The organism is Vibrio sp. 10N (assembly GCF_036245475.1).
In the GTDB taxonomy this organism is placed as follows: domain Bacteria; phylum Pseudomonadota; class Gammaproteobacteria; order Enterobacterales; family Vibrionaceae; genus Vibrio.
The window spans coordinates 881556-907103 of the sequence record NZ_BTPM01000001.1 but is presented as its reverse complement, the minus strand read 5'-3'; the positions used below and the strand labels follow the sequence as shown (position 1 = coordinate 907103).

Genomic DNA, 25548 nt, shown 5'->3' with positions numbered 1-25548 from the left:
CCCTAGCCTAAATGGGCATTTTGATGATGCTTTCGAAATTCGACACCATCTTGTTGCGCACCTGCATCAGTGCATTGAATGATAAACCTGCCTTTTGCGATGCAATGGTGGCACCGAGTAAGTCATCACTGTGTCCTAGCTCTACTGCGGTTACGCGTTCTGCAGCGTGCTGCTGATAAGTGTTGACGGTATCAAGCACCCCTTTGAGTGCTCGTCCAAATTGCAGACTGTTATTTGTCACCGCGCTCTCTGACACTTTTCCTAGCGCTGATGGACTGAGCATACTCTCGGTCGGCACTGACAATGGATTGGTGGCTATTGTCGTATGCTGAGCCATCTTCTCCAGCATCTCTTGCTGAATCTGCATCACACTGATTTTGTCCATATCGATTCCACCTTCCTTGGGAGGCGATAGCGCCTGATAAACCTATGTCTATTTTCGTACCAAGCGGATTTCCACTCGGCGATTCTTATCACGGCCCTCAGGGGTCGCATTATCGTATTTAGGATACCGGTCCCCATGACCACGGATCTCTATCATCGATTTAGAGACACCATTTTCCACAAACCACTCAGCAACATCTGACCCTCTCTGTTTGGAGATCTGCAGGTTAGCCACGGAATCTCCAGAGTTATCGGTATAACCATCAATCAGCACTCTAACAATTTTGTTATCGCGCTTAATAAGCGCGCTGATGTCATTGATGATCTGTTTTTGTGTCGCCGTCAGCTGAGTCGAACCACGTGCGAATAACAGCTCCACTTGCCGTGCGTGTTGAAAATTCACTGGCGGCAAAGCAAAACGACACTGATTAAACTCACTCAAAGCTCGGTTGAAATGTGTGGTTGGGAAATAAACATCAAAGTCCATCGCATTGATGTTAAACCACGCACCGCCCGCCATATCAGCCAATAACAGGTCGGCACCATCTCGCGTCACTAATTGAGTGCCCCGCTGCTGCACATTCTCAACGGTTGTTGTCGAATACGATTTGGTGATCCCCCACACTGGTTCTGTTGTGTTGAAGGAAGTGGATTGCGGCAATGCCCGCACACCGCGCTTCTCAACGCCGACTTCTAATGGTTGCGATGCAACGAGAGAGAACTGAACCCGAAACCCTGTATGCGGATCATCAGCCGCCAATACACAGCGATCTACCTTAGACTCAAAGTGCCATTTCACCGCGTCAAATGGCACGATGTATTTCTGTGCAAAACCCGACCCCGACCACAAAAGTAAGCCAATTAAGGGGAATCGGCATAGTAAACGCCAACGTTTCATCTCTATCCCTAAATCAAGTCAAACAAGGAAATGCCAGACACTCGCGCAAAGGTCTTTTGTGTGGCCTCTAACGCAATCATGCCCTGATTCAGCTCCGTCGATGCTTGGGCATAATCGAGCTCTTCTAAACTCGTGGTCACCGTCTCAGCAAAAAACACCATGTCAATGCTGGTCTCTTTTTGTCTATCCAAAGAGTTGTACTGACTCCCAATATCGGTCAGTGTTTGCAACAGGGTTTGATGCACCTGCTGGTTACTTATTAGGGCTGTCTCAAGAGCCGTTTCAAATCCAGCGGTTGGTGATTCCAGCTCTGCAATCGCAGCATCAAGATCGGAGAAAATCGCATTGCTACCTATCACATCCGTAATAGTGAGATTACTACTCACATATTGATCGTCGCCCACTTTGGTTTTGCGGTAGTCTCCATTCGAGTTAAAGGCATAACTGACAGTATCAATCGCGGGGTTAAAAATGTCGGTGCCAGAGAATAGATAACTACCATCGTTTTTTTGATTTAAAGTGGTCAACATTTCCGCCTTAAGCGAATTAAGCTCCAATACAATCCCCGCGCGACTTTCCGTATCCAAGGTACCGTTTTTACCTTGCAGCAAGAGTTCGTTGACTTGCTGTGACAGCTCTTCAAGCGTATTCACATTGGTTTCATAGCGAGTCAGTTGAGACTGTACGTTTTCGATATTGCGCTGGTATTGCTGATTATCAGAAATGTTCTTCTTCAGCCCTTCAAGGCGCACCGCTGCAATCGGATCATCGGAAAGGTGATTGAGCTTTTTGCCCGTCGACATCTGCTCAAACACCCGATTGAGGCGAATGTTATTGTCCATCAGCGCACGCTGCATGATGGAGTTAAACTGTGAATCGGTTACGCGCATGAACTCTCTCCCTAAAAGGCTTGCAATAAGGTTTGAAACATTTGGTTTGCGGTACTAATCACCTTCATATTGGCTTCATACGCATTGAGATAGAGAAGCATGTTGGCCGCCTCTTCATCAGAATTCACCGCACTGACGCTGTCTCTGATCACCTGCGCATCATCCAAACTAATTTGGGCTGCGGTCGATTCACTTTCCGCCTGGCGAGTAAAAATACCGATGTCACCCAAGAGCCCTGAATAGGCGCTGTACAATGTTTTGCCGCTCACAGATCCCGTACTTAAGCTCTTCTGCGATAACATGGAGAGTTCGGTAAGTTTACCGCCATCCCCAGCCGAGCCAGGGCTGGTCGAAAACGCTAGTTTTTTGGGGGTGAGATCGGGATTAATCGCAATGGATGATGACTCGCTGCCTGTCGTCACAATGAACAAATCACTGTCAGGGCTGGTAAGCTGAGTGCCATCCAACACGTAACCGCCATCTAGCACCGCATTCACTTCAGTGGCGAGCGCCCCGGCCATATCATTCAATAGCGCTTTGATGGGTTCATACTGCTCAGCTTTCAAAGCTGCAATGGCTCCCATCTCGCCACCGAGTGATGCGTCCACTGGCGTGAGCATGGATTGGAACTGAATATTAAGATCGCTACTGTAGGGGTCTCCGCTACTTAAATCCCGCTCCAGCGTCGCCGAGTAGCCATTTATGACCAAAGGCTGTCCATTTGGAGTCGACACCTCAACACCGCCCGACTCTAAATAGATCACTTGGATATCCACCGACTTGGCCAACTCATTAAGGTGTTTATCCATTGAGTCTTGAAGCCCAGACACACTTTTACCCAGCAGCGCATCTTCTTGCAGCTGAGTATTGAGTTTGGCAATACTGTCTAGCTGACTGTTTACGTTGGTCACCAAGGCACCATAGCGCTCACTCTGCGCTGCTTGCTGCTGATTCAACTGGGTGGAGACCGCATTAAATTGCTGTGCCAGCGCGCTCGCATTGGTCAGTACTTGCTGGCGAAATGCTAGGCTTTCTGGTGACACACTGGCTTCATCAATGGCGGCGAAGAAGTTATTCAGACCAGACGTCAGACTTAACCCTTCTGCCCCCAGCATGTTTTCCAGATTCGACAGCCCCTCAAAATAGGTGTTCGTGTACTGCGCTAACTCATTAGACTCTCGTAAGCGGTTGATACTCGACTGCTCCGCAATACGTATCACGTTTCCAACTTCGACACCTGCTCCTAAGTTAATCCCATTAACAAAGTTGCCGGACGATGTGGCATTAAAGCTCACAATCTGTCTGCTGTACCCGGGAGTGTTGACGTTAGCGGTATTCTGCGCTGTCGTATTCAATGCCACCCGATTAGCAAGCACGCCTGATAGTCCAATATTTACCATGCCCATTAGCGCACTCCTCCATGATTAATAACGGTATGTAGGGCTGCGCTATCGTGCATTTCAGCCTGCCCTTGTTGGTGATTTGACTTTGAGAGGGAGTAAACGGCATCCGCGCTATCTGTTGGTACTTGTGATGCCAACTGTTTATAAATCATGTCCGCGAGTCCAAACTGAGACTGGCGACTGATGTTCTGTGCTAGCTGCGCATCCAACATGCCCTGAAACAGGCTGGAAGATTTCGTGGAAAGAGGGTTATCTTCATTACTCAATGCCTCACTGGAAGCACGCATTCGTTTGAGCATAGATTGTATGAAGAGCGCCTCAAATTGTTGTGCGGCTGCCATTAAACCCTGCTGGCTATTATCGTACTTGAGTGTAGATAGAGATTGCTGGTCTAAATAGAAAGAGGTTTCAGCGGTTGGCGATTGACCACTTAGGCCAGTGCCAGTTGTTGCCTGCAAAGTTCTAAACTCAGGCTTAGCTTCAACCTGCTCGACGACATCAGAAAATGGCACCGTGTTTATTTCCACTGGTGTAGCCTGTGGCGTAATAGACCTTGCGTTATTCAGCGGTACCTTAATATCTCCGCTAGGGAATGCGTCCAAAATCGAATTTTTGCTGATAATGGCCAGTGCACTGGAATCAATCATATCACCACCAGCTCCCCATTAATGGCACCGACTTCATCCAGTGCTTGTAAGATCTGCATCAGGGCTTCCGGCGTGGCTCCGATGTTATTAATCGCATCGACGATTTCTTGCAAATTGGTGCCAGGAGGCCAAACCATGGTGGTGCCATCATCTTCATCAACCGCTATTTGAGTATTTTGAACTACCGCCGTCTCACCTGCGGTGTTAAACGCCCCCCCCGGCTGTGATACCGACTCAGACTCCAAAACAGTAACGGTAATTCCCCCTTGGCTGACCGCAGCTTCACTGACGGTGACTCGTTGACTGATCACTACAGTTCCAGTGCGGGAGTTAAACACCACTTTGGGAGACTTGCGACCCTCTTCGATTTCCAGCTCCTGGATCATCGCGACAAACATCACGCGGTCTTCACTGTCGATGGGCGCCGAAATTTCCACCTGTCCTTTATTCAACGCTTTAGCCACTTGACCACCGAAGGTCTGGTTGATGGCTTTAGAAATGTTGAGCGCGGTTTCGTAATTTGGATGTCTCAATTGCAAACGAATGGTTGGGTCACGATCAACACCCGTTGAAATAGCCCGCTCTAATGTCGCCCCATTGGGAATTCGACCCACGGTAGGCGTATTACGAGTCACACTGGTACCATTCTCACCTGTCGCATTGAAACCACCGACCACCAAGCTTCCCTGAGCAACCGCATAGACTTCACCATCAATACCTCTAAGAGGAGTCAGTAATAAGGTGCCACCACGCAGACTCTTTGCATCACCCAAAGAAGAAACGGTCACGCTGACTAGTTGCCCAGGTCCCATGTGAGGCTCGATTGCTGCAGTGACACTGACAGCCGCAACGTTTTTCAGTTTAGGATTGGTCGAGTCATCAAGCTGAACACCAAATTGCTTGATCATGTTCACCACCGATTGTTGCGTGAACTTCACCTGAGACTTGTCTCCCGAGCCGTCAAGACCGACAACCAAACCGTAACCAATCAATTGGTTTTGCCTATCACCATACACATCCGCCACTTCCGATATCGGACGCGCTGCGAGTGTTTCTAATGCCATCAATAACAGCATCAAGACCATCAGCCAATGGCTTATGCCTGCTAAGCGACGCAACGTGGTGCGTGAGAAACGCATATCTGTCGTACTCATTAAAAGGGCATCCATGGTGAGTTAAAGAACTGAGTTAACCAACCCGCCGTGTTGCTGTCAGCAAATGCGCCTCGACCCGCATAGGTAATACGCGCATCAGCGATTCGCTGCGATGACAACGTGTTATCCGCCTGAATATCATCCACACGAACATTGCCTGTTAACCGGATGTACTCATCCCCCTGATTTAGCTTGAGCCACTTCTCACCACGCACTCTTAACACCCCATTGGGCAACACGTCATAGACCGTGACCGTGATTGAGCCTGTTAAGCGATTACCTTGCGTCGAAGCCGCCGCACCATCGAAATCACGCGAAGCATCCAGTGACGCCGCCCCTTCCGTATAAGTGGTGGTCCCTAAAGTAGGCGCGGCCACCGCAACACTGGAGTCCTTGCCAAACTGAGTCGAAGCACTTTTGTCCGACTCTGTCTTTTCATCGAGCACCACTGTCAAAATGTCACCAATTCGGTAAGCTCTCCGATCTTGAAACAACGTCATCGCCGTTTTTCCGGTGTATAGACTGCCTTTGCTAACACGGGTCACTTGATAGTCAAGATCCGGCGGGGCGTACGCTTCATCATCTGGTGACGGCGGAATAAACTCCTGTTGACGACCCGCACAGCCAGAGAGGTTGATCACTAATAGCGCCACCACTGCCAAAAAGTAGATGGCACCGATTGCGTGTCGCTTTTCTATCACTCCCACTCTTTTGGGCGTTTGCTCTTCGCGTTTAGCCATGCTTCCCCCGACCTATGCGCTCCCTTAAGCTCAATGCATTACGATTGCTGAGCGATGTACTGCAGCATTTCATCCGCTGCACTCACCATCTTGGCGCTCATTTCATAAGCACGCTGCGTCGCGATCATGTCCACCATTTCCTCGACGACCTGCACATTGGACCCCTCTAATGCGCCTTGCTTAAGTTGGCCTGAGCCTTCCGTCCCAGCGACCAGTTCAACGGCTTCACCAGACCCTTCGGTTTCTGCAAATAAATTTCCCCCTTGAGCAGCAAGACCCGCCGGATTCATAAATTTCACGATGGTAATTTGACCCAGAGCCTCAGGATTAACTTGCCCCGGAATAGTTGCCGTTGCTACTCCGTCAGCGGTAATGCTCACCAAGGTTGCCTCCGGCGGCACCACAATCTCAGGGATCAATGGATAACCTTGAGTGTTAACCAACTGCCCATCTGAGTTAGTGTGAAACTGACCATTACGGGTATAAAGCAGCTCACCATCGGAGTTCTCGATTTGGAAAAAACCATCACCTAAAATCGCGATATCGAATTGCTGGTTAGTGTTTTGAACATTGCCCTGAGTAAACACTTTTTCAGTACCGACCACTCGGACGCCATTACCCAGCTGTATTCCTGTTGGGTGTTCGTTGAGCTCGGTGGTTTCGGTTCCCGCTTGTTTGTCAACGCTGTAAAACAAGTCTTCAAACACCACGCGATCGCGCTTAAAACCCACCGTATTGATGTTGGCGAGATTATTGGAAATCGCGGTCATTTTGGCATCTTGCGCCGCCATCCCAGTTTTTGATATCCATAATGCGCTGTGCATAACAGCCTTCCTTAAGCTTTAAGTAGCTTGTTGCCTATTTGAGCAATTTCGTCTGCCGACGCCATGACTTCAATTTGCATCTCATACTGGCGCGTGAGTGACATAATGCTCACCAATTCTTCCAAGCTGGAGACGTTACTGGCCTCCAAGTATCCAGAGCGAACTTGTACGGTAAAATCCTCGTCTAGCTCATCACCGCTTTTCGCCACAAAGTGACCGCTGGCGTGCATGGTCATTTGCTCATATTCCGGCTTAACCAATTTCAAAGCACCGACTTCAAGCGACGCTTCACCGCCTATTGGGGTGACCGAAACCAGTCCATTGCTGCTGATAGAAACAAACTCGAAATCCGGCAGCACCATTGGCCCTTCAGTCGACATCACACGGCGACCACCAAGATAAAGCTGCCCCTGACCATCAAGACGAAAATTCCCCGCGCGGCTATACAGCTCTAGGGGCTCGTTTTCCAAACCTTCTAAAGTAAAGAAACCATCACCATTGATGGAAACATCAAGCGGCCTGTCGGTACGAATGTCCTCACCTTGACGGAAGTTGTTCACAGCAGAGTTGGTGCGCGAAGTCACCGAGGTCAAAAAGCCAGAGCCTTCAAGACGCATCGGTGAAGAGTGCTCCATCAGGGCTTTGAACCCTATGGTGTCGGTGTGGGATAAGTTATTGGCACGCACGTGCTGAGCGAGCATCGTTCGCTCAGCACCTTTAGCGGCGCTAAACAGTATTGGGTTCATCGTCCTACACCACGTTGAATAGCGCTTGAGTCAATTGATCTGACGTCGAAATAGATTTGGTGTTAGCTTGATAGTTACGCTGCGCTGTCATCAAGGCCACCAGCTCAGAGGTCAGATCCACATTCGATCCTTCCAATGCGCCTGACGTTAAATCCCCAAATACACCGCTACCTGCAGTACCTAGAACCGGCGTCCCTGAGCTAAAGCTTTGTAGCCAAGCGGTATCACTGGTTTTTATTAGGTTTTGAGGCGAGGCAAAATTAGCTAGCACAACCTGACCCTGAAGCTGAGATTGCCCATTAGTGTAAGTGGCGTAGATTTTGCCATCGTTTTCCATGCGAACGCTGGCATAGTCGCCTGAGGTGTAACCATTGGGGCTGTTTTTGGAGACTACGAAGTCACTGCCATATTGGGTGACTGATGATAAATCAATGTTTAAGGTTACAGGCTTAGATCCGTTATCAGGGTCAAAAGTAACATCATAACTATCACCAGATAACAAAGTACCATTTGCACCAAACTTGATGACTTTATTAATTTGAGTCGGAAAAGAATCTGCATCTACAAGGTCATTCGAAGCATCTATAGACTTACCGTCAACTAATACATGCACTTTCCACTCGTTCGAGTCCGTCTTAACAAAATACTGACTCACCGTATGAGAGTTTCCCAGAGAATCATAAATAGGCGTGGTGTATGAATGGTTATAAGTGGAAGAATCGCTATAATCAAAAGGTGCAGTGGGGGCTTGTTCTCGAGCGTCTAAGTTAGCCACAAACTCAATGTTGTCGGTCATTTTTGCTTTCAATGAAGCAGTACTAACTTGAATCGTACCCACAGAACCCAAAAGTAGGTTATCGTTACCATCATCTGGGTATCCTTGCAGCGCAGCCCCATTATTGGCGGTGATTACTCCATCCGCATTCATGTTAAAAATGCCCGAGCGGGTATATAAGGTTTGCCCCTTACTGTCTTCAAGCACAAAAAAGCCGTTACCACTCAATGCCATATCTAAGGAACGACCTGTCCCCGTGACCGTGCCGCTTTTTTCGAAGTTTTGCGAAACCCCTACCACTTCCACACCGCCTGCCTCACTGCCACTGTAGACTGACGCAAACTCGGTGCGTGACTCTTTAAAGCCTGTGGTTGATACATTCGCAATGTTGTTTGAGATGGTATTGAGCTCTGAGTTCGAGGCGTTTAGCCCACTCAATGCAATACTGAAACTCATAATGTCATCCTCTTCATTCCATAAAGAGGCTACCTCCTGGATCTAAGTCCTTAGGAGTACGACAGCCGTCATCTTACCTAATCGAGCGCGAAAAAAGGTGCGCCAAAACGTTAACTAAACAGCGAAAATAACCAATAGCCGCGGGGCAGTTCATCAATTCTGCGCAAACGCGGCGACTTCGTAAAAGGCAACTTTGCCTATGCCTTGAACCTGCAACTGACTGGTTCCATCAAGTGCCGGCGTGGTCACTTGTTCTACCACACCATGCTGAAAAATCGTTGGTGAATAATTTTGACCGCTGTCTACGCTCACTCGCATTTGGTAACGGCCATTAAGCTGATGCTGATCGGCATCGATGGTAAAGCCTACTTTACCTGCCGATTTTGGACCAAGCGGTATCGCGATAGCATTCCCTGCGCTGTCTAAAAGCTCAATCGTCACTGTGTTTGAGGGCGCTAGTAGCTCTATGTAACCCTGATTGCTACTGCCCGGGCTCATCTCTAGCTGATCGCTGCGCACCGTGACATTTTTATCCACCAAGCTTGCTGTGCTGAGTACCTGTAAGTTGTCCAACATCGCCGTGTTAGATTGCATCAACTGCACCAAATTCTCGGTGCTCTCAACCTGTGAGAACTGCGCTAACTGAGCCACATACTCCGTACCATCGGTTGGATTGAGAGGATCTTGGTTCTCAATTTGCGCCACCATTAAGGTGATGAACTCATTCTTTAACGCCTCACCACTGTTTGGATTGACTTGCGGTGCGGCGCTTGATGCGGACACAATGCTGTTGACCTGAGCTGCCCCTGATATCGTAGCCATGTTTTGCCTACCTATTTAATTTGCTGGTTGCTATCGAGAGCTGCGATCAGTTACGCCACAACCCAAGCAAGGATTGCTGCATCGATTTGGCATTACCCAAGACTTCCACGCTGGCCTCAAAGCTGCGTGTCGCAGACATCATATCGGCCATTTCATTAACAACATTGATTCCGGAGTAATACACATACCCCTCATCATTCGACAGTGGATTATCTGGCTCAAATCGCTCCTCGGTGACCGAAGACACCTCAATGACATCCGCAATTCGGATAGGCACTATGCCTTGATGCCTGCCTTCATGTCGGCTCTCATTCAGTGACTGTGCCGCGTCAAACTGATTGTATATTGATGAAAAGATGGGTTTTAATGGCTTGTAAACCTTAGCCGGATCGCCAGATACTGAATCTGCGTTCGCCAAGTTGCTTGATATGGTATTAAGCCGTACAGTCTGAGCCGTCATTGCCGACCCAGCCGTTTCATATATTCCGAAAAATGACATAGTATCCCTACTTAATTAGCCAATATATCCAATTGCTGACGTTGTTATATGTTGCCTTATGGCCACCAGTGCAAGACATGTCACCAGAGTAACAATCACCCAACACTCTATGATGTCTGTGGATGGTTTCGCCATTATGTTCCGTTTAGTTTCTCATTCTAGCTACGCCCTTGACCTAGCCATGTAACTATTCCTGTTTCAGGTTTGACATCACTGACCTTTAATCGCGGTCTTGAGTCCGTTAATCTTCGACTGCAAAAACGCGAGGCTCTGATGGTAGTCCATCACATTTTTAGCAAACCTCGCCTGCTCAGCCTCTAGCTCAACTGTATTGCCATCACGAGTGCGCTGCACTGGAATGCGATACAGCATTTGGCTATCAATTTGCCACGTTTTTCCAGTACCAATACCTGACAAAATGGCATCAAACGACACATCAACCGCTTTGTAATTTGGGGTGTCAACGTTAGCAATGTTCGAGCTCAGTACGGTGGCTCGCTCTAACCTAAATTGCACCATCTGCGGGTGAATCCCAAGCGCCTGATCCAAATCAATCATGTTCACTCCTTGCGTTTCCAATCGGTGATGTCGAGTAAAACCCTAACCGCGAGATCGCACATAGCTAGCCCTACGTGACGTCCATCTTCCACCTCAACGAAGCTAGTGTATTTACTCTCAACTCACGTTATATAAATTTGAAATGGAAACCCTATAACCTATAGTTAACGTTAATTATCGTGTCAAACTTGAGAACCAACTCAAAAACAATAAAGGAAAACTTGACATGGAGAGAGTTATCTACACCGAGTTTGGGAACCCCAATGTTAAAATGCGCAAGTTTTTGCTCAAACATACCAGCCATTTTTCTAATGAAGTGATTGACTTATTCAAGTTCAACTTCTCAAGCAAAAACACCAAAGTGACGTTTTCTGAAGCGAATCATTACCCAGAAGAATCCGTTCAAGCGGTACTCAACATTGAAGAGTTTGGTAATATTTTTTTCTACATCGAGCCCGAAAACCTAGACCATTTACTGCACCAACACCTCAACAGCGACACCCAAACTATCAATCATGCGCAATCGCTGTCAGAACTGACACAAACCCATTACCGATTGTTCCAAAAGTTTTCTATGGCACTTGCCAATATCATTACCGCCGATGCTCAGCACTACCTGCTCGATAGCACAGAACACGAACCATCCAACGTTGGCGTCAATGTTATTTTCCGCGTCGATCACCAAGAGATTGCCATCACCATCATGATTGATGATCGCTACGTGAAAAAGTTGCGCGAAATGTTGGGCAACAACGAAACCTTTGACAGAGACGAGATTCTTAACACGCTTCGCTATCAACCTGTAGAGCTCGGTTGTGTGCTGTTGACCGGTCAGTGCACTTTGCATGAGCTATCCAAGCTAGTACCTGGCGATGTGCTCCCATTAACTCTGTGTAAAAACCTCACTATCAAAGTCAATGGACATCCAACCTTTTTTGGCAAACTGCAAACTATAGACTCAGAGCTGGGAGTAAAGATCGATGGCTGATAACAAACCAACGAGAGACCTAGACGTCTCCATCGAAGATATGAACTTACAAGATGAACTGCCGGATCTTGATGATTTAGATTTGGATCTCGACGATCTTGAACAAGAAGAGATGCACGCCGCCGATCCTTCGCCCGCTAACAGCGTCAACCTACTAAAAAGTATTCCCGTCGACATTACTGTTGAAGTGGCTCGTAAAACGTTGATCCTTGATGAACTGCTCAATCTAAAGTCTGGCAGCGTTGTCATGTTGGAGAAACATGAAGGCGACCCCGTAGACATTAAAATTAACGGCACCTCCTTTGGTACCGGCGAAATCGTATCGAAAAATGGCCAGTATGGCGTTAGGTTGCTGAGCATAATCAAGAAGCCCAATCAGTAGGTAGGCACTCATGACTCCGTCACTGCGAATCGCGTTGAGGTTGTTGATCATTGCACTGCTACTGCTGCCCCATTTGGCGAGAGCTGAAGGGTTAACCATCTTAACCGAAACTCAAGGGGACGATGGGACAGAGTACAGCGTGAAACTGCAAATCCTCATTTTGATGACGCTACTCAGCTTTGTGCCCGCGTTTATCATCATGTGCACCAGCTTTACTCGCATCGTGATCGTTTTGGCTATCCTTCGTCAAGCTCTGGGCTTACAGCAAACGCCCCCCAACCAAGTGCTGGTTGGTATCGCGCTTATTTTTACTTTGCTTATCATGCGGCCAGTATGGACTAAGATCTACGACGAAGCGTACGTACCATATAGCAACGGCGATGCCACACTCGCCCAGGCCCTCAAAACCGCTGAAGGACCGCTGCGGCGTTATATGCTGGATCAAACTCAGCGCAAAGCTTTAGAACAAGTGACCAAAATAGCAGGTGAGACCCAAATTGCTAATGAGGAAGCAATCCCCTTTCTTATTTTGCTCCCCGCCTATTTACTCAGCGAACTCAAAGTCGCGTTTCAAATTGGCTTTATGTTGTTCCTCCCTTTTTTGGTGATCGACCTCGTCGTCGCCTCGGTTCTCATGTCGATGGGGATGATGATGCTGTCGCCGTTGATCGTCTCCCTACCATTCAAATTACTGGTCTTTGTGATTGTCGATGGCTGGGGATTGTTAATGGGAAGTCTTGCCAATAGTTTTTGGGTGAGTACATGAGTCCGGAGCAAGCGGTCACCTTAGTAGGCCATGCCATCAGTGTCATTTTGCTGATGGTATCTGTTCTGATTCTGCCAAGCCTGGTCGTTGGCCTCGTGGTCGCGATTTTCCAGGCCGTTACCCAAGTTAACGAGCAGACACTGAGCTTCTTGCCGCGCTTGCTGGTGACTTTACTGACCATCATTTTAGCCGGACATTGGCTCGTGCAAGAAATCACCGACCTATTTATGTTTGTGTTCAATGCCATCCCCACAGAGGTGGGGTGATGCCATGGCCATTACATTTACCGAGATTACACAGTGGTTGGGGCTGATTTGGTGGCCATTCGTTCGCTTAACGGGGCTATTCATAATCGCGCCATTCTTTGGTGATAAAGCGATACCTATGCGGGTGAAAATTTTATTCGCCTTCGTGTTCTCATTACTGCTCGCGCCCATGGTCGATAGCGTGCCGCCATTTAATCCGTTTTCTATAGACGCGATTATCTTCACGATTTACCAACTTGTATTTGGGTTTCTCATTGGTTTTTCAGTGATGATTTTCTTCACGATTTTTTCTATTGCAGGGCAAGCGATTTCGATGCAAATGGGACTGGCAATGGCCATTATGAACGATCCTGCCAATGGAGTAAGCATCGCAATTATAGGTCGAATCATGTTTATCACGGCGATGTTGCTGTTCTTATCTATCGACGGCCATTTGATTGTGCTGTTGCAATTAAAGAATAGCTTCACGCATTGGCCACTAGACTCTCGATTCCCATTCAGCAGCATCGATTATGTCCTCAAGATGGTGTCGTGGATGTTTGCGACGGGACTCTTGGTGGCAGCCCCTGCCATTGTCGTAATGCTGCTAAGTAACATCACCTTTGGTCTAATGAATAAAGCTGCTCCTGCACTCAACGTCTTCGCCCTAGGCTTTCCTATGACCATGTTGCTTGGGCTGTTCGCCATGATGGCCTCTCTCACCGGGATTGGGGATCACTACCTTGAATTGGCACTCGAACTCAATCGTCACCTCAACTACATCTTAAGACTCCCGAATGGCGGATAACCAAGACAGCGGTGACAAAAGCGAACTGCCCAGCCAACATAAACTGGCAAAAGCTCGTCGTGAGGGCCAGATCCCTCGCGCAAAAGATTTCGTCTCATCACTGACCTTAGTGGTGGTCGTCGCCTATTACGTATTAAGCATGGATAGGTTGGGACAAACTCTGATAGAGCTGTTTTTAATCTGCTATGAGTTTGATGCCAGTGTCATTGGACAGTTTCACTTACTCATCGAATTGGTGGGCAAAGCCTTGTTTGCAATGGTGATGCTGTTTTTTCCCCTTCTTATATACCAAGTCATTAGCGCCATCATCAGTTCCACTATGCTAGGAGGGTGGGTTTATAGCCCATCATTGCTTGCCCCAAAACTTGAACGAATCAGTCCGCTAAAAGGCATTAAACGCATATTTTCAACTCAATCATTAGTGGAGCTGGTGAAGAACAGCGTCAAAGTATCACTGTTCTTTGCCATCCTTTACTGGGTCATTAACCGCTATATGTCAGTTATTACTGGCCTGGTCAGCGCACCGTTTGATAATGTCATCGGTACTGTAAGCACCATTACCATCGAATATCTTGGCTATCTTCTTTTGCTGATTCTGCTATTTGGACTGATTGACTTCCCTTATCAGCGCTATGAGTTCACTAAGCAAATGAAAATGACCAAACAAGAGGTCAAAGATGAGCACAAAGAACAAGAAGGCCGACCCGAAGTCAAAGCGCGTATTCGGCAAATCCAAACGCAAAACGCCAAACGCGGCGCCAACGAGCGAGTCCCAAAAGCCAGCGTCGTACTAACGAACCCAACTCATTACAGTGTGGCGTTAGTGTATGACTTATCCCAAGCCGAAGCACCTTTCGTGGTCGCCAAAGGAAAAGATGACGTGGCCGTCTACATACGCGAGTTAGCGGCCAAACACCAAGTCGAGGTCGTGCAAAGTCCAGAGCTAACCCGTGCTATCTACCACACAACTCAAGTCGATCAAATGGTACCTAATCAACTATTCGTGGCCGTGGCGCATATTCTCACTTACGTCAATCAACTGAAAGCGTGGCGCCAAGGACAAAGAAGCAAGCCTAATGGCTTGCCTCCTTTCGATATACCTAAAGCTTGGAGTGATATTACACCGCCGCCTGACTAACCCGCTCTAATCGTACTGCCGATACCTTAAACTCAGGTATTTTGGCATGGGGATCGGTCGCAGTATTGGTGAGCTTGTTAGCCGCCGATTCCGCAAAATGGAACGGCACGAACACCACACCTTGCTGCATGCGTTTGGTGACGAACGCTGGTGCGGAGATCTCACCACGGCGCGATACCAGCTTAACTGGTTCACCATTTGTTGCACCTATCGCTTCTGCATCCTCAACACTGATCATAATGCGCGGTCCAGCAAGGTTATCCAGCCCTTTGGTTTTGCGCGTCATGGTTCCAGTGTGGAACTGCTCAAGTAAGCGACCTGTGGTAAGAATCATAGGGAACTCTTTATCCGGCAGTTCAGCCGCATACTCAAATGGGATCGCTGCTATAGCGCCTTTGCCACGAATAAACTGGTCTTGGTGCATAATGCGTGTCCCAAACGGTTTGACGTTATTACACGGCCACTGCAATCCATTTTTACCCACCGACTGCCAGCGAATACCATGGTATTGTGGCGTCACGTCAGCGATCTCTTCGGTGATGTCCTGCACTGACTCATATTGCCAATCGCTGCCCATTGCATTAGCGATAGATTGAATAATATGCCAATCTTCACGCGCCTCTCCCGGAGCTTGTACAGCCGGTACCAAACGTTGCACTCGGCGCTCGGTATTGGTGAAGTGCCCTGCTTTTTCGGCAAAGGAGTAAGATGGCAACACGACATCGGCTAGTTGGGCAGTTTCTGTAAGGAAAATATCTTGCACTACCAGGAAGTCCAAGGATTTCAAGCCGTGTACCGCGTGCGCTTGGTCAGGGTCGCTCAGTACTGGGTTCTCCCCCATAACATACAAAGCTTTAATCTCCCCATCACAAGCGCCATCGATGATCTCTGTCAACGTCTTGCCCCGTTCGGTCGGCAGGTTGTCACAGTCCCATGCCTTGGCAAACTTAGCTTGCACTTCTGGATCAGTCACCTTTTGATAGCCCGGGAAGTCGGTTGGCAACGCCCCCATATCACAAGAGCCTTGTACGTTTGATTGACCGCGAAGCGGGTTTATCCCGCCACCTTCTACACCCAGATTGCCGCAGAGCATTTGCAAGTTAGCTATCGAGCGAACATTGTCGTGACCTGTGGTATGTTGAGTAATCCCCATAGAATAAAACACTGACGTCACTTTAGCGGTACCAATCATCTTAGCAAGGCGCTCAATATCAAATTCAGCGACACCGGTGATCAGTGCGGCATTTTTCGGGTGATAGTCGGCTTTGCGGATCTCAGTAACAAATGCGTCATAGCCTTCTGTTCGGTTGTTGATAAACTCCGGATCATGCCAACCATTTTTATCGATCACATGCATGATGGCATTCAGTAGCATCACATCTGTGCCTGGACGATGGCGTACATAGAGCTCTGCATGATCAGCCATATCAATGCGCTTTGGATCGGCCACAATAAGGCGAGCACCACCAGCAATGGCTTGCTTGATGTGCGAGGCGATGATCGGATGCGCGGCACTGGTGTCGGAGCCAATGATAAAAATAACATCAGAGTGAGCAATACTTGGAATGTCATTGGTCATCGCACCGCTACCAAATGCGGCTTCTAGACCAGTCACCGTTGAGGAGTGACAAAGCCTTGCACAATGGTCAATGTTATTAGTACCAAGCTCTCGCCTAAACAGCTTTTGGAATGCGTAGTTGTCTTCGTTGGTGGTCTTGGCTGACGAGAACCCCGCTAGACTGTCACTGCCATACATCGACTTGATTTTGGTCAGTTTGTCCGCCACGTAACTGATGGTTTCATCCCACGAAGCTGGTACTAGTTGTCCCGCTTTACGAATCAGAGGCTTGGTGAGCCTCTCATCGCTGTGAATGAAATCAAAGCCAAATCGACCTTTGACGCACAGCATGCCTTGGTTGACCGGTGATGTAGGGTCACCTTTAACATAGCGAATTTTGTTGTTAGCCGCATCGACATACATTTCAACACGGCAACCCACGCCGCAATAGGTACAGATAGTTTTGACTGGCGTCAGCATTTCTACACGGCTGTGAGATTTGTCTCGTTTATCCACCAGCGCCCCTGTTGGACATACCTGAACACAAGCACCACATTGAACACAGTTACTGTCCCCCATAGTGGCGCCATCTGGGAATGCAGGTCTATGGGCAGATTCAGAGAAGTTCAAAATACCGTGTACTGACTCAGTCTGGCAAGCATGAACACATGAGCCACAGCTAATACAACGGTTGGCGTCAAAGACAATAAACTCGCTGGATTTGTCCACTGGGAACATTTTGCGGTCATTGGTGTTGATCTCGCGATAATCCACCTGATATTCAGTGGCGTAATCACGCAAATCACATTGAGTATTAGCCTGACAGCCGCACTCGAGGCAACGAGCGGCTTCTGCTATCGCCTCTGCGTCAGTCATACCCAGTTCAACTTCTTGATAACTGGTTTGGCACAGTTCTACGTCCAAATGTTTTGCTTTGGCTCTCGACTTGGCGCGTTCTTGTAAATACTCCGTTTGACGAACTTCAGTTAACCGCTCCGCCTTTCGGCTATTGAACGGTGCAGGCTCAGGCTTAAAGTGCCCTTCAAGAATGTAACGCTCAATCGCATCCGCCGCTTTTTTACCATCGGCAATGGCTTCAATCGCCGTCGCGGGGCCACGCCTAAAGTCACCTATACTATAGACGTTATAGCCATGGTGCATGGAATCACCATCGGCGGACGCGGTTCCCCAATCGGTCAGTGGGAGAGGTTGTCTAGCCGTTTTTAAAAACTCCACATCCGGCTTTTGTGATATAGCAGAGATAACACTATCAAACTCCAAAATCTGGGTTTCACCCGTGGCGACTGGGCGACGACGCCCCGAGCTATCCGGTTCACCCAATGCCATGATTTCTAGCTCAATCGCTTTAACCCTACCTTTTTCATCAGCCACGTTACTCTTAGGGTTGGTCAGGAACTTGAACTTCACGCCTTCAAGTTCAGCCGCTTCAATTTCATGTAGCTCAGCTGGCATCTCGTTGCGAGTGCGACGATAAATAATCGTGGTGTCTGCCCCCTCACGTATAGCGGTACGCGCACAGTCTATCGCAGTATTGCCGCCACCAATCACCGCCACCTTACTACCCAAGGTAAAGCGCTTGTCGGTCATATGATCTTTGAGGTAATCAACACCAAGAATGCAACCCTCTAAATCGGAGCCTGGATAAGGCATGTTCACCGCTTTGGTTGCGCCAACCGCGAGACAAACCGCTTCGTAATTGGCGGTCAGCTCATCGAGAGTGACATCTTTACCAAGCACAGTGTTGGTTCGAATTTGCATCCCACCGCGACACATCAGCTCAATTTCTTTATCTAGGATATCTTTCGGTAGACGGTATTCTGGGATCCCGTAACGCAGCCAACCACCCGCTTGCGGCATAGATTCAAACACATCGACAGCGAAACCTTGGTAACTGAGGTAGTAACCACAAGCTAGGCCACCAGGGCCAGCACCAACGATGGCGACTCGATGGCCGTTGTAAGGCAGCTTTGGTGGCTCGAACTGTTCTGCAACAGATAAGTCAATATCGGCAGCATGACGTTTTAGCTGTCGGATAGCTAAGGGCTCATCAACCAAACTGCGGCGACATTCATGCTCACAAAACGCGGGGCAGACTCGGCCAATGGAGATAGGCATCGGCAGTGTGTCTTTAATGACTTTCACCGCTTGATGATGATCGGCCTCAGCAATGTGGTACAGATACGTTTGAATATCGACATTAGCCGGACAAGCTACCTTGCAGGGCGCTTCGCAGTCTGCATTGTGATCGGCAAATATTTTGTTAAGTGCTTGGCGGCGTAACGTATTCAGCTGAGAAGATTCGGTAACGATGGTCATCCCGTCTTGAACTTGTGTTTCACAGGCTTTCACCACCCCTTGACCCACAACTTCAACCACACACATGTCGCACGCTTGCTTTTCAGCATGCTTACTGATCGAACACAGCGACGGAACATCCACTTTGATATCTTTGGCCACGTCAAGAATACTCTTGCTGTCACGCAGCAGATAAGATTGACCATTGATAATTACATTCATAGAGCTATCTCTTTTAGACAGATGGTACATAGCCCACTGCACATGCCGCTAGCATGACCCTAGGTCATATCAAAACGCCACAACACCAATACAGACAAGACAAGATATTCACCAAATAAATGAAACAAGGTGTAGCGGGTACGGCAAATTGTCAGCAATTAAGCTGCTTGTGATCGGCATCACAGTGGTAGAACAAATCTAAAATGAGAAATTTTGGCGCTCTCTGGGGGTCCACCAAAAGGGGGATTTACAAATAGGAGCAATACTGATTTCAGTATAACCACAACGTTATAAAGGTCAAATGACCACAGTAAATGTGTGAGTTTGACCCAAAGCAACTCACCACGATTGGCGCAAAGTGGTAAACAGCTATCGATGTCAGTTGATACCTTAGTGTGGTCAGCAACAATTACCTATTGAGGAATCAAAATGAAAATGCTTAAAGATATCGCTATTAGTTCAATCATTACTACTGTGGTAATGCTGGTTCTAAACGCTTCTTGGGACTGGGTGTTCATTGCAAGCTTGGAAGTAGCGGTACTCGCCTCTGTTATTCTGGCCGGGATGCTGAAAGGCGCGATTTCCCTAGAAAAAGTGATGGCGGCCTATTTCCTAACCCATAAGTCCTTGCCAAAACTAAAGCGCGGCGTGTCTTCATACATTATTTTGGTTGGCTCTAAATTTGTTGCTATGGGCATGATTGCGATGCTATTTGGTCAGCATGTGGCATTTACTGGCGCGTTTGGTGGTGTTGTGGCGTTTTTTGCGATTATTTTTGCTGTGCTGGGTGTTGAAGGGGTAATCACTAAAGCGGTAAGCCAATGTGAAGGCGCCACGCAATAAGCGATAAAACGCAAAAAGCCTCGCTAAATAGCGCAACGTAGTTCATTTAAGAGGAGCAGCGTTGCGATTAACAGGGTATCGGGTTTTTGATATTTTTACCGCCCTAGGCCGGTTTGGCTTAGGGCGTTTGTCTATAAAGAGGATGGATAGGTCGCCTCGAAGGCTCTTTAAGCGTTTCGGCGTGTTACCTAAGGATACCGCTTTACTCATCACTTTGAGCTGGCTGGCTATAAATTGGCAAGCATACTTAAAACTTATTTCATTAGGTAAGCGCCCGTGTTCAACTGCGGCTTGACTAGCTTCTCGTCTCACCAAGTTATAACCAAGTAGCAGTCCCCATAGCTCTTGATAGACGAGATCGACTGTTTTGCTTCTCAACACTAAAGCGTTATGTTGCATCGAACTCTTGATATCACGATAACCTAATTCTATCTCCCACCTTTCATGATAAAGCTCTGCCACGGATTGAGCGTCATACTTGTCTCTAGGAAGAGAGGTAAACACCGTCTTGGATTTACCTTGGACCTCGTAAGTGACCGCCCTGACTGTCCATTTCTCAGGAAGATTAGGGTTCTTCTTACGAGCCTGTGGAGAGGTCTTCATCTCTACTAGCATGTCACTGCTTTCTTTATCGTCCAGTAGGGTATATTTGACTCCTTTCTTTGCAGGGAGAAGCCAATGTCTATTTATTCCACTGTTGTGAAGAGAAAGTAGTAAATCTGCTCCATAAAACCCTTTATCCAGTAATGTCACAGAGTTGTCTGGTAAAGCGTTGATGAAGGGCATCGCTAGAGGGATTTCACCTCGGCGATACGGGCTTATCGCTGCATCAACGATGACATGAGAGCGAACATTCATCATTGTCACAACCCTCAATACTGGATGAGGTGTTTGCCTGTTGCTAGACGTATTACCAGAGCCAAAATGTTCTCTTAATTCGGGTGTGTCAGCTGTTCTAAAAAGAGCACCATCTACAGCAAAAACCTGTAGGCCTTGCCAAGTATCATCAGGGTATCGCTCAAGCCCCCATGTTTTTCCGCATTGCTTAAACAGCCATTCTGGTGCTGCTTTACCTAAGCGCTGTCTTGCTTGGGTTAAAGCGCTCTTTGCCAACAGTTCTTCATCAGCAAGGCCATCAGCACAGACGTTCATTCTCCGTGCGACTTCGGCAATGGGTTCATTACGGAAAAAAGCCATACCAACAATTAACCACAAAACCATATCACTCGGTAGTCGGCGTCGACGGATTGTCGCTTTATCAGACAGAGAGGCTGCTTTAGCGACCCACTCATCAGGAATATGTTCAGAGAATGTGGTGAGCTGAGCTACATCGACAGGGTTTTCTTCGAGGAAGTCGGCAAAGAAGTTTTGAATAGACATAAAAAAATCGGAAACCTATAAACAGGTTTCCGATTGTCTCTCATCAGAAGGATCGGTCAACCGATCCTTATCTGATCTACATTGCGCTAAATAGCGAGGCTTTTCTAAAAATGGTCGGTGAAGAGGGATTCGATGCGACTGGGCTTCCAGCCCCCGACCCACATGCGCATTCTTAATATCTCGTATTTCTAGAGGTCAGAATGCAAAAAACCTCGCTGATTAGCGAGGTTTTTTTAAAATGGTCGGTGAAGAGGGATTCGAACCCCCGACCCTCTGGTCCCAAACCAGATGCGCTACCAAGCTGCGCTATTCACCGAGATTGCTGAGTGGCTTATTGCCTGTCAACGGAAGCGTATATTACTGATAATTCTCAGGCGTGCAAGGCTTTTATAGCATCTTTTTACTAAAATCGACTCGTTTGGTCAGCAACTAGCCAGAAGCACGAAAAATGTGACCAAATACACACACTAACATACAGGTCATTAACAGTCTGGGTACAATTGATCCAGATCAGTGTTCATTTTAGCACCAACCGTTAACGTAACCCTGTCTTCACTACTTTTTGGAGGAAACATGGACTTTTGGCTTGATCTCCTATTTGGTAATGCAGTGGGCTTGTCTTCAATGATTGTGATTTTTGGGGCGTTTGGTCTGATGCTGTTTTACGGTGCTTTCTTCATCTATAAAGTAATGAATGACAAATCTCCTCACTAGAATCGCTTAGCTTCTATTTTGAAATAGATAACTGCTATGCACCGGAGTGGATCGCCTGTTCACTCCGGTTTTTTATGCTCTCACTTTTGTGCTGACTTCGTATATACTGCCATTAAATTGGCTTATTTCGAGATGCAGTTATGTCTCAAGACGATGACCTAGACCTATTCCAGCAAATGATGGGCGATGTGAAGCCTATTCAACACGATACCGTCGAACTGAAAAAGTCCCACCAAGTTTCCGACGCGCAGATGGCAAAGCGCCAAGCTGCACTTTGGCTGTCTGAGCAAGACCCTGAATATCTCTCTATCGACTATGCGCCCATGGTCAAACCTGATGACATCATCGAATTCAAACGCGATGGCGTTCAAGAAGGGGTATATCGCAAACTCAGACTCGGCAAGTACCCTCTGCAGGCCAAGCTCGACTTACACCGTCGAACACTCAAAGAAGCACGTGAAGAAGTGATTAAGTTCCTTCAGCAATGTATGCGCATGGATATCCGAACCGTTATCATTGTCCATGGCCGCGGCGAGCGATCTAACCCACCTGCTCTTATGAAAAGCTACTTGGCAAACTGGCTAACGCAAATCAAAGATGTCCAGTGTGTTCATAGTGCTCAACGCTTCCATGGCGGCAGTGGTGCTGTGTATGTCATGCTACGAAAAAGCCAAGAAAAGAAGCTTGAGAACCGCGAACGCCATCAAAAACGCATGAGTTAAGTGACTTAAGGCTAAGTTGGGTATAAAATACGCGACCTTTAAAACTGACCAACATAGAGTGATAACCTCGCATGTCGAACCCTGCTGACGGAAAACGTCTCAACAAATACATCAGTGAAACGGGCTTTTGCTCGCGTCGTGAAGCGGACAGGCTCATTGAGCAGCAACGCGTAACGATCAATGGCAAGGTGCCAGAAATGGGCACAAAAGTGCTACCTGGCGATGATGTTGAGATTGATGGTAAACCTGTTCGTAGCAAGGAAAAACCGATCTACATCGCGCTTAATAAGCCGACGGGTATCACTTGTACGACTGAGCGTGATGTGCCTGGAAACATTGTCGACTTTGTTGGTCACCACAAGCGTATTTTCCCTATTGGTCGTTTGGATAAACCTTCCGATGGTCTTATCTTCTTGACCAATGATGGCGACATCGTTAATAAAATCCTTCGTGCTGGCAACAACCACGAAAAAGAGTACGTGGTTCGCGTCGATAAGCCGATCACTAAAGACTTCATCAAAAAGATGGGCGCAGGAGTCGCTATCCTTGATACCGTCACTCTGCCGTGTAAAGTTGAGCAAGAGACCAAGTTTTCGTTCCGTATTACGCTGACACAGGGCCTCAACCGTCAGATCCGCCGCATGTGTGAAGCATTAGGCTATGACGTTCTAAAACTGCGCCGCGTACGCATTATGAATATCTCTATTGATGGTATTCCAAACGGAAAATGGCGTTACCTAAGCGATGAAGAAGTGGCAGAAATTCTGCGCATGTGTGAGGGTTCTGTCAGTACAGAAGAGGCTTCACGCAAAGACGCTAAGGGTCGCCATATCAATAAGGCTACCGATGCTAAGCTGCACGATGCGCGTCGTGAAGCTGAGTTTGAGAAGAACCAGCGTGATGGCAGAAATCCGCGCTCGGCTAGTCGCAATAACCGTGACAACATGAAAACGTATTCTGGTCACGGTGCCGATGAATACCGCCGTGGCCCGAGTAAGCGTCGTCACTCAGATTCCGATAACCAACGCAGTGAGGGTGGTCGTGGTGGCAAACCGAGCCAGCGCAAACCAAATCATTCTGGTAATAAATCACGCCCAGCGAAACCAGCAGCCAAAAGACCCGTTAACCCAAAATCTGGTCAGTCAGAGTCGGGTCAACGTAAGCCTCGTGTCGGTGGGACTTTGTCGCTGAAAAAGTAGTAAATCCTAAGTAACGATATTACTACTTTGATTGATACGCCTCGCAGCATTCAATTTGACAAATAGGTTAGCAAGGTAACTATAAGTTGTAATTGAGCCCTAAACTTCGATTAGGGCTCAATATGAAAAGCGACTTTCTAGCTAAGTATAATCTCCCCAAGAACAACACAGAAGCGGTTCGATATCTAAGCAACATACTCAAGATTCCTCTTCATCTAGCACAAGGCGACGCATCAAAAATATCCTTGGCTATGGCTGGTACTATCATGTATCGACAGCTTGACAGGCAATCTCGCCAACAAGCTATGCTCTCCATCCACCAGCTAGAACACAATCAATTGAAAAGCTCTCTGATCTCTAAATGCACAGACGCGTTGATAAACCCACAATGGGCTGAATGGTCACTAACAAATGAAGAACTGGCAGAGCTTCTAAAGTTTCACAATCAATTCAATCGATGGTCTAGCATTGGAGGCGCAAACCCAGGGCTATACGGTACCGCAGGCTCCGGTTGGATGATCATAAAAAATGGAGCAAGTTCTGGAAACTTAGCGACATTAATCGCTTCCATTGCATTAATGGGTGTACATGAGTTTTCATATTATGAAACTCATAGATACTCTAATGAGCTCGAGAGACGCGTTCAATGACTAAGTACATTTCAGTAATTGCGTTTAGCTATCTTATCTTAGTTACCTTCTCGGTAATATTGGGGGATGTACTCTCGCTCTCTATGCTCGAAGGAAACAATCTTGCCGCCCTAGTTTTAGCCTTTATCATAGCGAAGGAATGTACATCTATTGATGTCGGCATTACACGTTCAAAATCTGCTGTAGCGGCGTTTACGTCTCTAATTTACTGCCTGAGCTCTAACTATATTTCTTACCTTCAATGGGAAAGCCTACTTACTCTAAGAGAGAATCTTGTCGTTCTGGCTATCTCACAGCTAACCATTTACGTGCTAATGAAAGTGAAGGCAATTTAGGTAACTTAAGCTTCACATAAATTCACAAATTTCGCTCGAGTTAGTGCCGCCAAGTCGGTCGGTGCTAACTCAATTTCTAACCCGCGCTTTCCTGCACTCACACACATCATTTCTAGGCTCTCGGCGGAGCTGTGAATAAACGTCGGCAATGCCTTCTTTTGGCCTAAAGGGCTAATACCACCTAGCACATAACCTGTCGTTTTCTGGGCAATGTCTTTGTCCGCCATGTCGGCTTTTTTGCCACCAGCGGCTTTCGCTGCCAGTTTCAAATTAAGCTTTTCAGCCACAGGAATGACTGCAACTGCTAGATTCTTTGGTTCACCATTGATAGCAAACAATAAGGTTTTAAATACAGTCGCGGGATCTTGCCCTAGTGCTTCTACCGCTTCCAAGCCATAACTCTCATGGCGAGGGTCATGATCGTATTGGTGAACGGTGTGAGTGATCTTCTTCTTTTTAGCTCGGTTGATTGCCGGGGTCATCGCT

Annotated in this window: 28 protein-coding genes and 1 tRNA gene; 12 read left to right on the top strand and 17 right to left on the bottom strand. The window is 47.6% G+C overall.

All coding sequences use genetic code 11. The annotated features are described in order from the left end of the window. Window positions 1-7 precede the first annotated feature (7 nt). From AAA946_RS04440 to AAA946_RS04380, 13 genes are all read right to left on the bottom strand, one after another. On the bottom strand, window positions 8-385 hold the full coding sequence (locus tag AAA946_RS04440; RefSeq protein ID WP_338163773.1) for a flagellar hook-basal body complex protein FliE: 378 nt from the start codon (window positions 383-385) through the stop codon (window positions 8-10). Window positions 386-433: 48 nt separating this feature from the next. Next, on the bottom strand, window positions 434-1282 hold the full coding sequence (locus tag AAA946_RS04435) for an OmpA family protein (protein ID WP_338163772.1): 849 nt from the start codon (window positions 1280-1282) through the stop codon (window positions 434-436). A gap of 8 nt (window positions 1283-1290) precedes the next feature. Beyond that, window positions 1291-2172, bottom strand: coding sequence for a flagellar hook-associated protein FlgL (gene flgL, locus AAA946_RS04430; protein ID WP_338163771.1), 882 nt, complete (start codon window positions 2170-2172; stop codon window positions 1291-1293). Window positions 2173-2183: 11 nt separating this feature from the next. Then, complete coding sequence (flgK, locus tag AAA946_RS04425; RefSeq protein WP_338163770.1) at window positions 2184-3578, bottom strand: flagellar hook-associated protein FlgK; 1395 nt, start codon at window positions 3576-3578, stop codon at window positions 2184-2186. Continuing rightward, on the bottom strand, window positions 3578-4222 hold the full coding sequence (locus tag AAA946_RS04420) for a rod-binding protein (RefSeq protein WP_338163769.1): 645 nt from the start codon (window positions 4220-4222) through the stop codon (window positions 3578-3580). The genes flgK and AAA946_RS04420 overlap by 1 nt, the downstream gene beginning before the upstream one ends. Then, complete coding sequence (locus tag AAA946_RS04415; protein ID WP_338165765.1) at window positions 4219-5307, bottom strand: flagellar basal body P-ring protein FlgI; 1089 nt, start codon at window positions 5305-5307, stop codon at window positions 4219-4221. The genes AAA946_RS04420 and AAA946_RS04415 overlap by 4 nt, the downstream gene beginning before the upstream one ends. Window positions 5308-5375: 68 nt before the next feature. Beyond that, window positions 5376-6116 carry a flagellar basal body L-ring protein FlgH gene (gene flgH / locus AAA946_RS04410; RefSeq protein WP_338163768.1) on the bottom strand — a complete coding sequence of 247 codons (741 nt, stop codon included), beginning with the start codon at window positions 6114-6116 and terminating at the stop codon, window positions 5376-5378. Between the two features lie 38 nt (window positions 6117-6154). Beyond that, complete coding sequence (gene flgG / locus AAA946_RS04405; protein WP_338163767.1) at window positions 6155-6940, bottom strand: flagellar basal-body rod protein FlgG; 786 nt, start codon at window positions 6938-6940, stop codon at window positions 6155-6157. A gap of 11 nt (window positions 6941-6951) precedes the next feature. Next, the gene (locus tag AAA946_RS04400; RefSeq protein ID WP_338163766.1) at window positions 6952-7686 is read right to left on the bottom strand and encodes a flagellar hook-basal body complex protein; all 735 of its coding nucleotides are present in this window, start codon (window positions 7684-7686) and stop codon (window positions 6952-6954) included. A gap of 4 nt (window positions 7687-7690) precedes the next feature. Further along, window positions 7691-8917, bottom strand: a complete 1227-nt coding sequence (gene flgE / locus AAA946_RS04395; RefSeq protein ID WP_338163765.1) for a flagellar hook protein FlgE — start codon at window positions 8915-8917, stop codon at window positions 7691-7693. A gap of 153 nt (window positions 8918-9070) precedes the next feature. Then, window positions 9071-9739 (bottom strand): flagellar hook capping FlgD N-terminal domain-containing protein, encoded by a 669-nt coding sequence (locus tag AAA946_RS04390; RefSeq protein WP_338163764.1) that lies wholly within the window; start codon window positions 9737-9739, stop codon window positions 9071-9073. A 46-nt stretch (window positions 9740-9785) separates the two neighbouring features. Next, window positions 9786-10238 carry a flagellar basal body rod protein FlgC gene (gene flgC / locus AAA946_RS04385; RefSeq protein WP_338163763.1) on the bottom strand — a complete coding sequence of 151 codons (453 nt, stop codon included), beginning with the start codon at window positions 10236-10238 and terminating at the stop codon, window positions 9786-9788. 210 nt (window positions 10239-10448) lie between these two features. Continuing rightward, on the bottom strand, window positions 10449-10796 hold the full coding sequence (locus tag AAA946_RS04380) for a flagellar basal body protein (protein ID WP_338163762.1): 348 nt from the start codon (window positions 10794-10796) through the stop codon (window positions 10449-10451). Between the two features lie 226 nt (window positions 10797-11022). Here AAA946_RS04380 and AAA946_RS04375 point away from each other — a divergent pair, with 226 nt between their 5' ends. The 6 genes from AAA946_RS04375 to flhB are packed head-to-tail and all read left to right on the top strand — an operon-like array spanning window position 11023 to window position 15123. Then, complete coding sequence (locus AAA946_RS04375) at window positions 11023-11784, top strand: FliM/FliN family flagellar motor switch protein (RefSeq protein ID WP_338163761.1); 762 nt, start codon at window positions 11023-11025, stop codon at window positions 11782-11784. Then, window positions 11777-12166, top strand: a complete 390-nt coding sequence (locus tag AAA946_RS04370; RefSeq protein ID WP_338163760.1) for a FliM/FliN family flagellar motor switch protein — start codon at window positions 11777-11779, stop codon at window positions 12164-12166. Before AAA946_RS04375 ends, AAA946_RS04370 begins: the two co-directional genes overlap by 8 nt. Window positions 12167-12176: 10 nt before the next feature. Beyond that, a complete protein-coding gene (gene fliP, locus AAA946_RS04365; RefSeq protein ID WP_338163759.1) occupies window positions 12177-12932 on the top strand; it encodes a flagellar type III secretion system pore protein FliP in 756 nt (251 codons plus the stop codon). Continuing rightward, entirely contained in the window at window positions 12929-13198 is a 270-nt protein-coding gene (gene fliQ / locus AAA946_RS04360) for a flagellar biosynthesis protein FliQ (protein WP_338163758.1), read from the top strand. The genes fliP and fliQ overlap by 4 nt, the downstream gene beginning before the upstream one ends. Before the next feature lie 4 nt (window positions 13199-13202). After that, window positions 13203-13985 carry a flagellar biosynthetic protein FliR gene (gene fliR, locus AAA946_RS04355; RefSeq protein ID WP_338163757.1) on the top strand — a complete coding sequence of 261 codons (783 nt, stop codon included), beginning with the start codon at window positions 13203-13205 and terminating at the stop codon, window positions 13983-13985. Next, window positions 13975-15123, top strand: a complete 1149-nt coding sequence (gene flhB / locus AAA946_RS04350) for a flagellar biosynthesis protein FlhB (RefSeq protein WP_338163756.1) — start codon at window positions 13975-13977, stop codon at window positions 15121-15123. The genes fliR and flhB overlap by 11 nt, the downstream gene beginning before the upstream one ends. Here flhB and fdhF read toward each other — a convergent pair. Continuing rightward, entirely contained in the window at window positions 15104-19219 is a 4116-nt protein-coding gene (fdhF, locus tag AAA946_RS04345) for a formate dehydrogenase subunit alpha (protein ID WP_338163755.1), read from the bottom strand. The genes flhB and fdhF overlap by 20 nt on opposite strands. Before the next feature lie 429 nt (window positions 19220-19648). On the opposite strand from fdhF, the gene AAA946_RS04340 reads away from it, so the two are divergent. Further along, on the top strand, window positions 19649-20062 hold the full coding sequence (locus AAA946_RS04340) for a hypothetical protein (RefSeq protein ID WP_338163754.1): 414 nt from the start codon (window positions 19649-19651) through the stop codon (window positions 20060-20062). Between the two features lie 42 nt (window positions 20063-20104). On the opposite strand, the gene AAA946_RS04335 is transcribed toward AAA946_RS04340, so the two are convergent. Together AAA946_RS04335 and AAA946_RS04330 are read right to left on the bottom strand one after the other, a co-directional pair. Continuing rightward, entirely contained in the window at window positions 20105-21442 is a 1338-nt protein-coding gene (locus tag AAA946_RS04335) for an IS4 family transposase (protein ID WP_338163367.1), read from the bottom strand. A gap of 239 nt (window positions 21443-21681) precedes the next feature. Beyond that, window positions 21682-21758, bottom strand: a tRNA-Pro gene (locus tag AAA946_RS04330). A gap of 257 nt (window positions 21759-22015) precedes the next feature. Between AAA946_RS04330 and AAA946_RS04325 the strand changes: the two genes are divergently transcribed. The 5 genes from AAA946_RS04325 to AAA946_RS04305 all read left to right on the top strand — a co-directional run bounded on the left by AAA946_RS04325 (window position 22016) and on the right by AAA946_RS04305 (window position 25062). Continuing rightward, window positions 22016-22156 (top strand): DUF3149 domain-containing protein, encoded by a 141-nt coding sequence (locus tag AAA946_RS04325; protein ID WP_042473952.1) that lies wholly within the window; start codon window positions 22016-22018, stop codon window positions 22154-22156. A 140-nt stretch (window positions 22157-22296) separates the two neighbouring features. Beyond that, on the top strand, window positions 22297-22878 hold the full coding sequence (gene smrA / locus AAA946_RS04320) for a DNA endonuclease SmrA (protein WP_338163753.1): 582 nt from the start codon (window positions 22297-22299) through the stop codon (window positions 22876-22878). Between the two features lie 71 nt (window positions 22879-22949). Further along, window positions 22950-24077 (top strand): 23S rRNA pseudouridine(2604) synthase RluF, encoded by a 1128-nt coding sequence (rluF, locus tag AAA946_RS04315; RefSeq protein WP_445206053.1) that lies wholly within the window; start codon window positions 22950-22952, stop codon window positions 24075-24077. 122 nt (window positions 24078-24199) lie between these two features. After that, entirely contained in the window at window positions 24200-24727 is a 528-nt protein-coding gene (locus AAA946_RS04310) for a hypothetical protein (protein WP_338163752.1), read from the top strand. After that, the gene (locus AAA946_RS04305; RefSeq protein WP_338163751.1) at window positions 24724-25062 is read left to right on the top strand and encodes a hypothetical protein; all 339 of its coding nucleotides are present in this window, start codon (window positions 24724-24726) and stop codon (window positions 25060-25062) included. Before AAA946_RS04310 ends, AAA946_RS04305 begins: the two co-directional genes overlap by 4 nt. 5 nt (window positions 25063-25067) lie before the next feature. Here the strand turns inward: AAA946_RS04305 and ybaK are convergent, their stop codons facing one another. Beyond that, window positions 25068-25544, bottom strand: coding sequence for a Cys-tRNA(Pro) deacylase (gene ybaK / locus AAA946_RS04300; RefSeq protein ID WP_338163750.1), 477 nt, complete (start codon window positions 25542-25544; stop codon window positions 25068-25070). Window positions 25545-25548 lie beyond the last annotated feature (4 nt).

Coding starts and splice junctions, on each gene's coding strand:
- AAA946_RS04440 (WP_338163773.1), bottom strand. CDS start 385: ATGGACAAAATCAGTGTGATGCAGATTCAGCAAGAGATGCTGGAGAAG.
- AAA946_RS04435 (WP_338163772.1), bottom strand. CDS start 1,282: ATGAAACGTTGGCGTTTACTATGCCGATTCCCCTTAATTGGCTTACTT.
- flgL (WP_338163771.1), bottom strand. CDS start 2,172: ATGCGCGTAACCGATTCACAGTTTAACTCCATCATGCAGCGTGCGCTG.
- flgK (WP_338163770.1), bottom strand. CDS start 3,578: ATGGGCATGGTAAATATTGGACTATCAGGCGTGCTTGCTAATCGGGTG.
- AAA946_RS04420 (WP_338163769.1), bottom strand. CDS start 4,222: ATGATTGATTCCAGTGCACTGGCCATTATCAGCAAAAATTCGATTTTG.
- AAA946_RS04415 (WP_338165765.1), bottom strand. CDS start 5,307: ATGGTCTTGATGCTGTTATTGATGGCATTAGAAACACTCGCAGCGCGT.
- flgH (WP_338163768.1), bottom strand. CDS start 6,116: ATGGCTAAACGCGAAGAGCAAACGCCCAAAAGAGTGGGAGTGATAGAA.
- flgG (WP_338163767.1), bottom strand. CDS start 6,940: ATGCACAGCGCATTATGGATATCAAAAACTGGGATGGCGGCGCAAGAT.
- AAA946_RS04400 (WP_338163766.1), bottom strand. CDS start 7,686: ATGAACCCAATACTGTTTAGCGCCGCTAAAGGTGCTGAGCGAACGATG.
- flgE (WP_338163765.1), bottom strand. CDS start 8,917: ATGAGTTTCAGTATTGCATTGAGTGGGCTAAACGCCTCGAACTCAGAG.
- AAA946_RS04390 (WP_338163764.1), bottom strand. CDS start 9,739: ATGGCTACGATATCAGGGGCAGCTCAGGTCAACAGCATTGTGTCCGCA.
- flgC (WP_338163763.1), bottom strand. CDS start 10,238: ATGTCATTTTTCGGAATATATGAAACGGCTGGGTCGGCAATGACGGCT.
- AAA946_RS04380 (WP_338163762.1), bottom strand. CDS start 10,796: ATGATTGATTTGGATCAGGCGCTTGGGATTCACCCGCAGATGGTGCAA.
- AAA946_RS04375 (WP_338163761.1), top strand. CDS start 11,023: ATGGAGAGAGTTATCTACACCGAGTTTGGGAACCCCAATGTTAAAATG.
- AAA946_RS04370 (WP_338163760.1), top strand. CDS start 11,777: ATGGCTGATAACAAACCAACGAGAGACCTAGACGTCTCCATCGAAGAT.
- fliP (WP_338163759.1), top strand. CDS start 12,177: ATGACTCCGTCACTGCGAATCGCGTTGAGGTTGTTGATCATTGCACTG.
- fliQ (WP_338163758.1), top strand. CDS start 12,929: ATGAGTCCGGAGCAAGCGGTCACCTTAGTAGGCCATGCCATCAGTGTC.
- fliR (WP_338163757.1), top strand. CDS start 13,203: ATGGCCATTACATTTACCGAGATTACACAGTGGTTGGGGCTGATTTGG.
- flhB (WP_338163756.1), top strand. CDS start 13,975: ATGGCGGATAACCAAGACAGCGGTGACAAAAGCGAACTGCCCAGCCAA.
- fdhF (WP_338163755.1), bottom strand. CDS start 19,219: ATGAATGTAATTATCAATGGTCAATCTTATCTGCTGCGTGACAGCAAG.
- AAA946_RS04340 (WP_338163754.1), top strand. CDS start 19,649: ATGAAAATGCTTAAAGATATCGCTATTAGTTCAATCATTACTACTGTG.
- AAA946_RS04335 (WP_338163367.1), bottom strand. CDS start 21,442: ATGTCTATTCAAAACTTCTTTGCCGACTTCCTCGAAGAAAACCCTGTC.
- AAA946_RS04325 (WP_042473952.1), top strand. CDS start 22,016: ATGGACTTTTGGCTTGATCTCCTATTTGGTAATGCAGTGGGCTTGTCT.
- smrA (WP_338163753.1), top strand. CDS start 22,297: ATGTCTCAAGACGATGACCTAGACCTATTCCAGCAAATGATGGGCGAT.
- rluF (WP_445206053.1), top strand. CDS start 22,950: ATGTCGAACCCTGCTGACGGAAAACGTCTCAACAAATACATCAGTGAA.
- AAA946_RS04310 (WP_338163752.1), top strand. CDS start 24,200: ATGAAAAGCGACTTTCTAGCTAAGTATAATCTCCCCAAGAACAACACA.
- AAA946_RS04305 (WP_338163751.1), top strand. CDS start 24,724: ATGACTAAGTACATTTCAGTAATTGCGTTTAGCTATCTTATCTTAGTT.
- ybaK (WP_338163750.1), bottom strand. CDS start 25,544: ATGACCCCGGCAATCAACCGAGCTAAAAAGAAGAAGATCACTCACACC.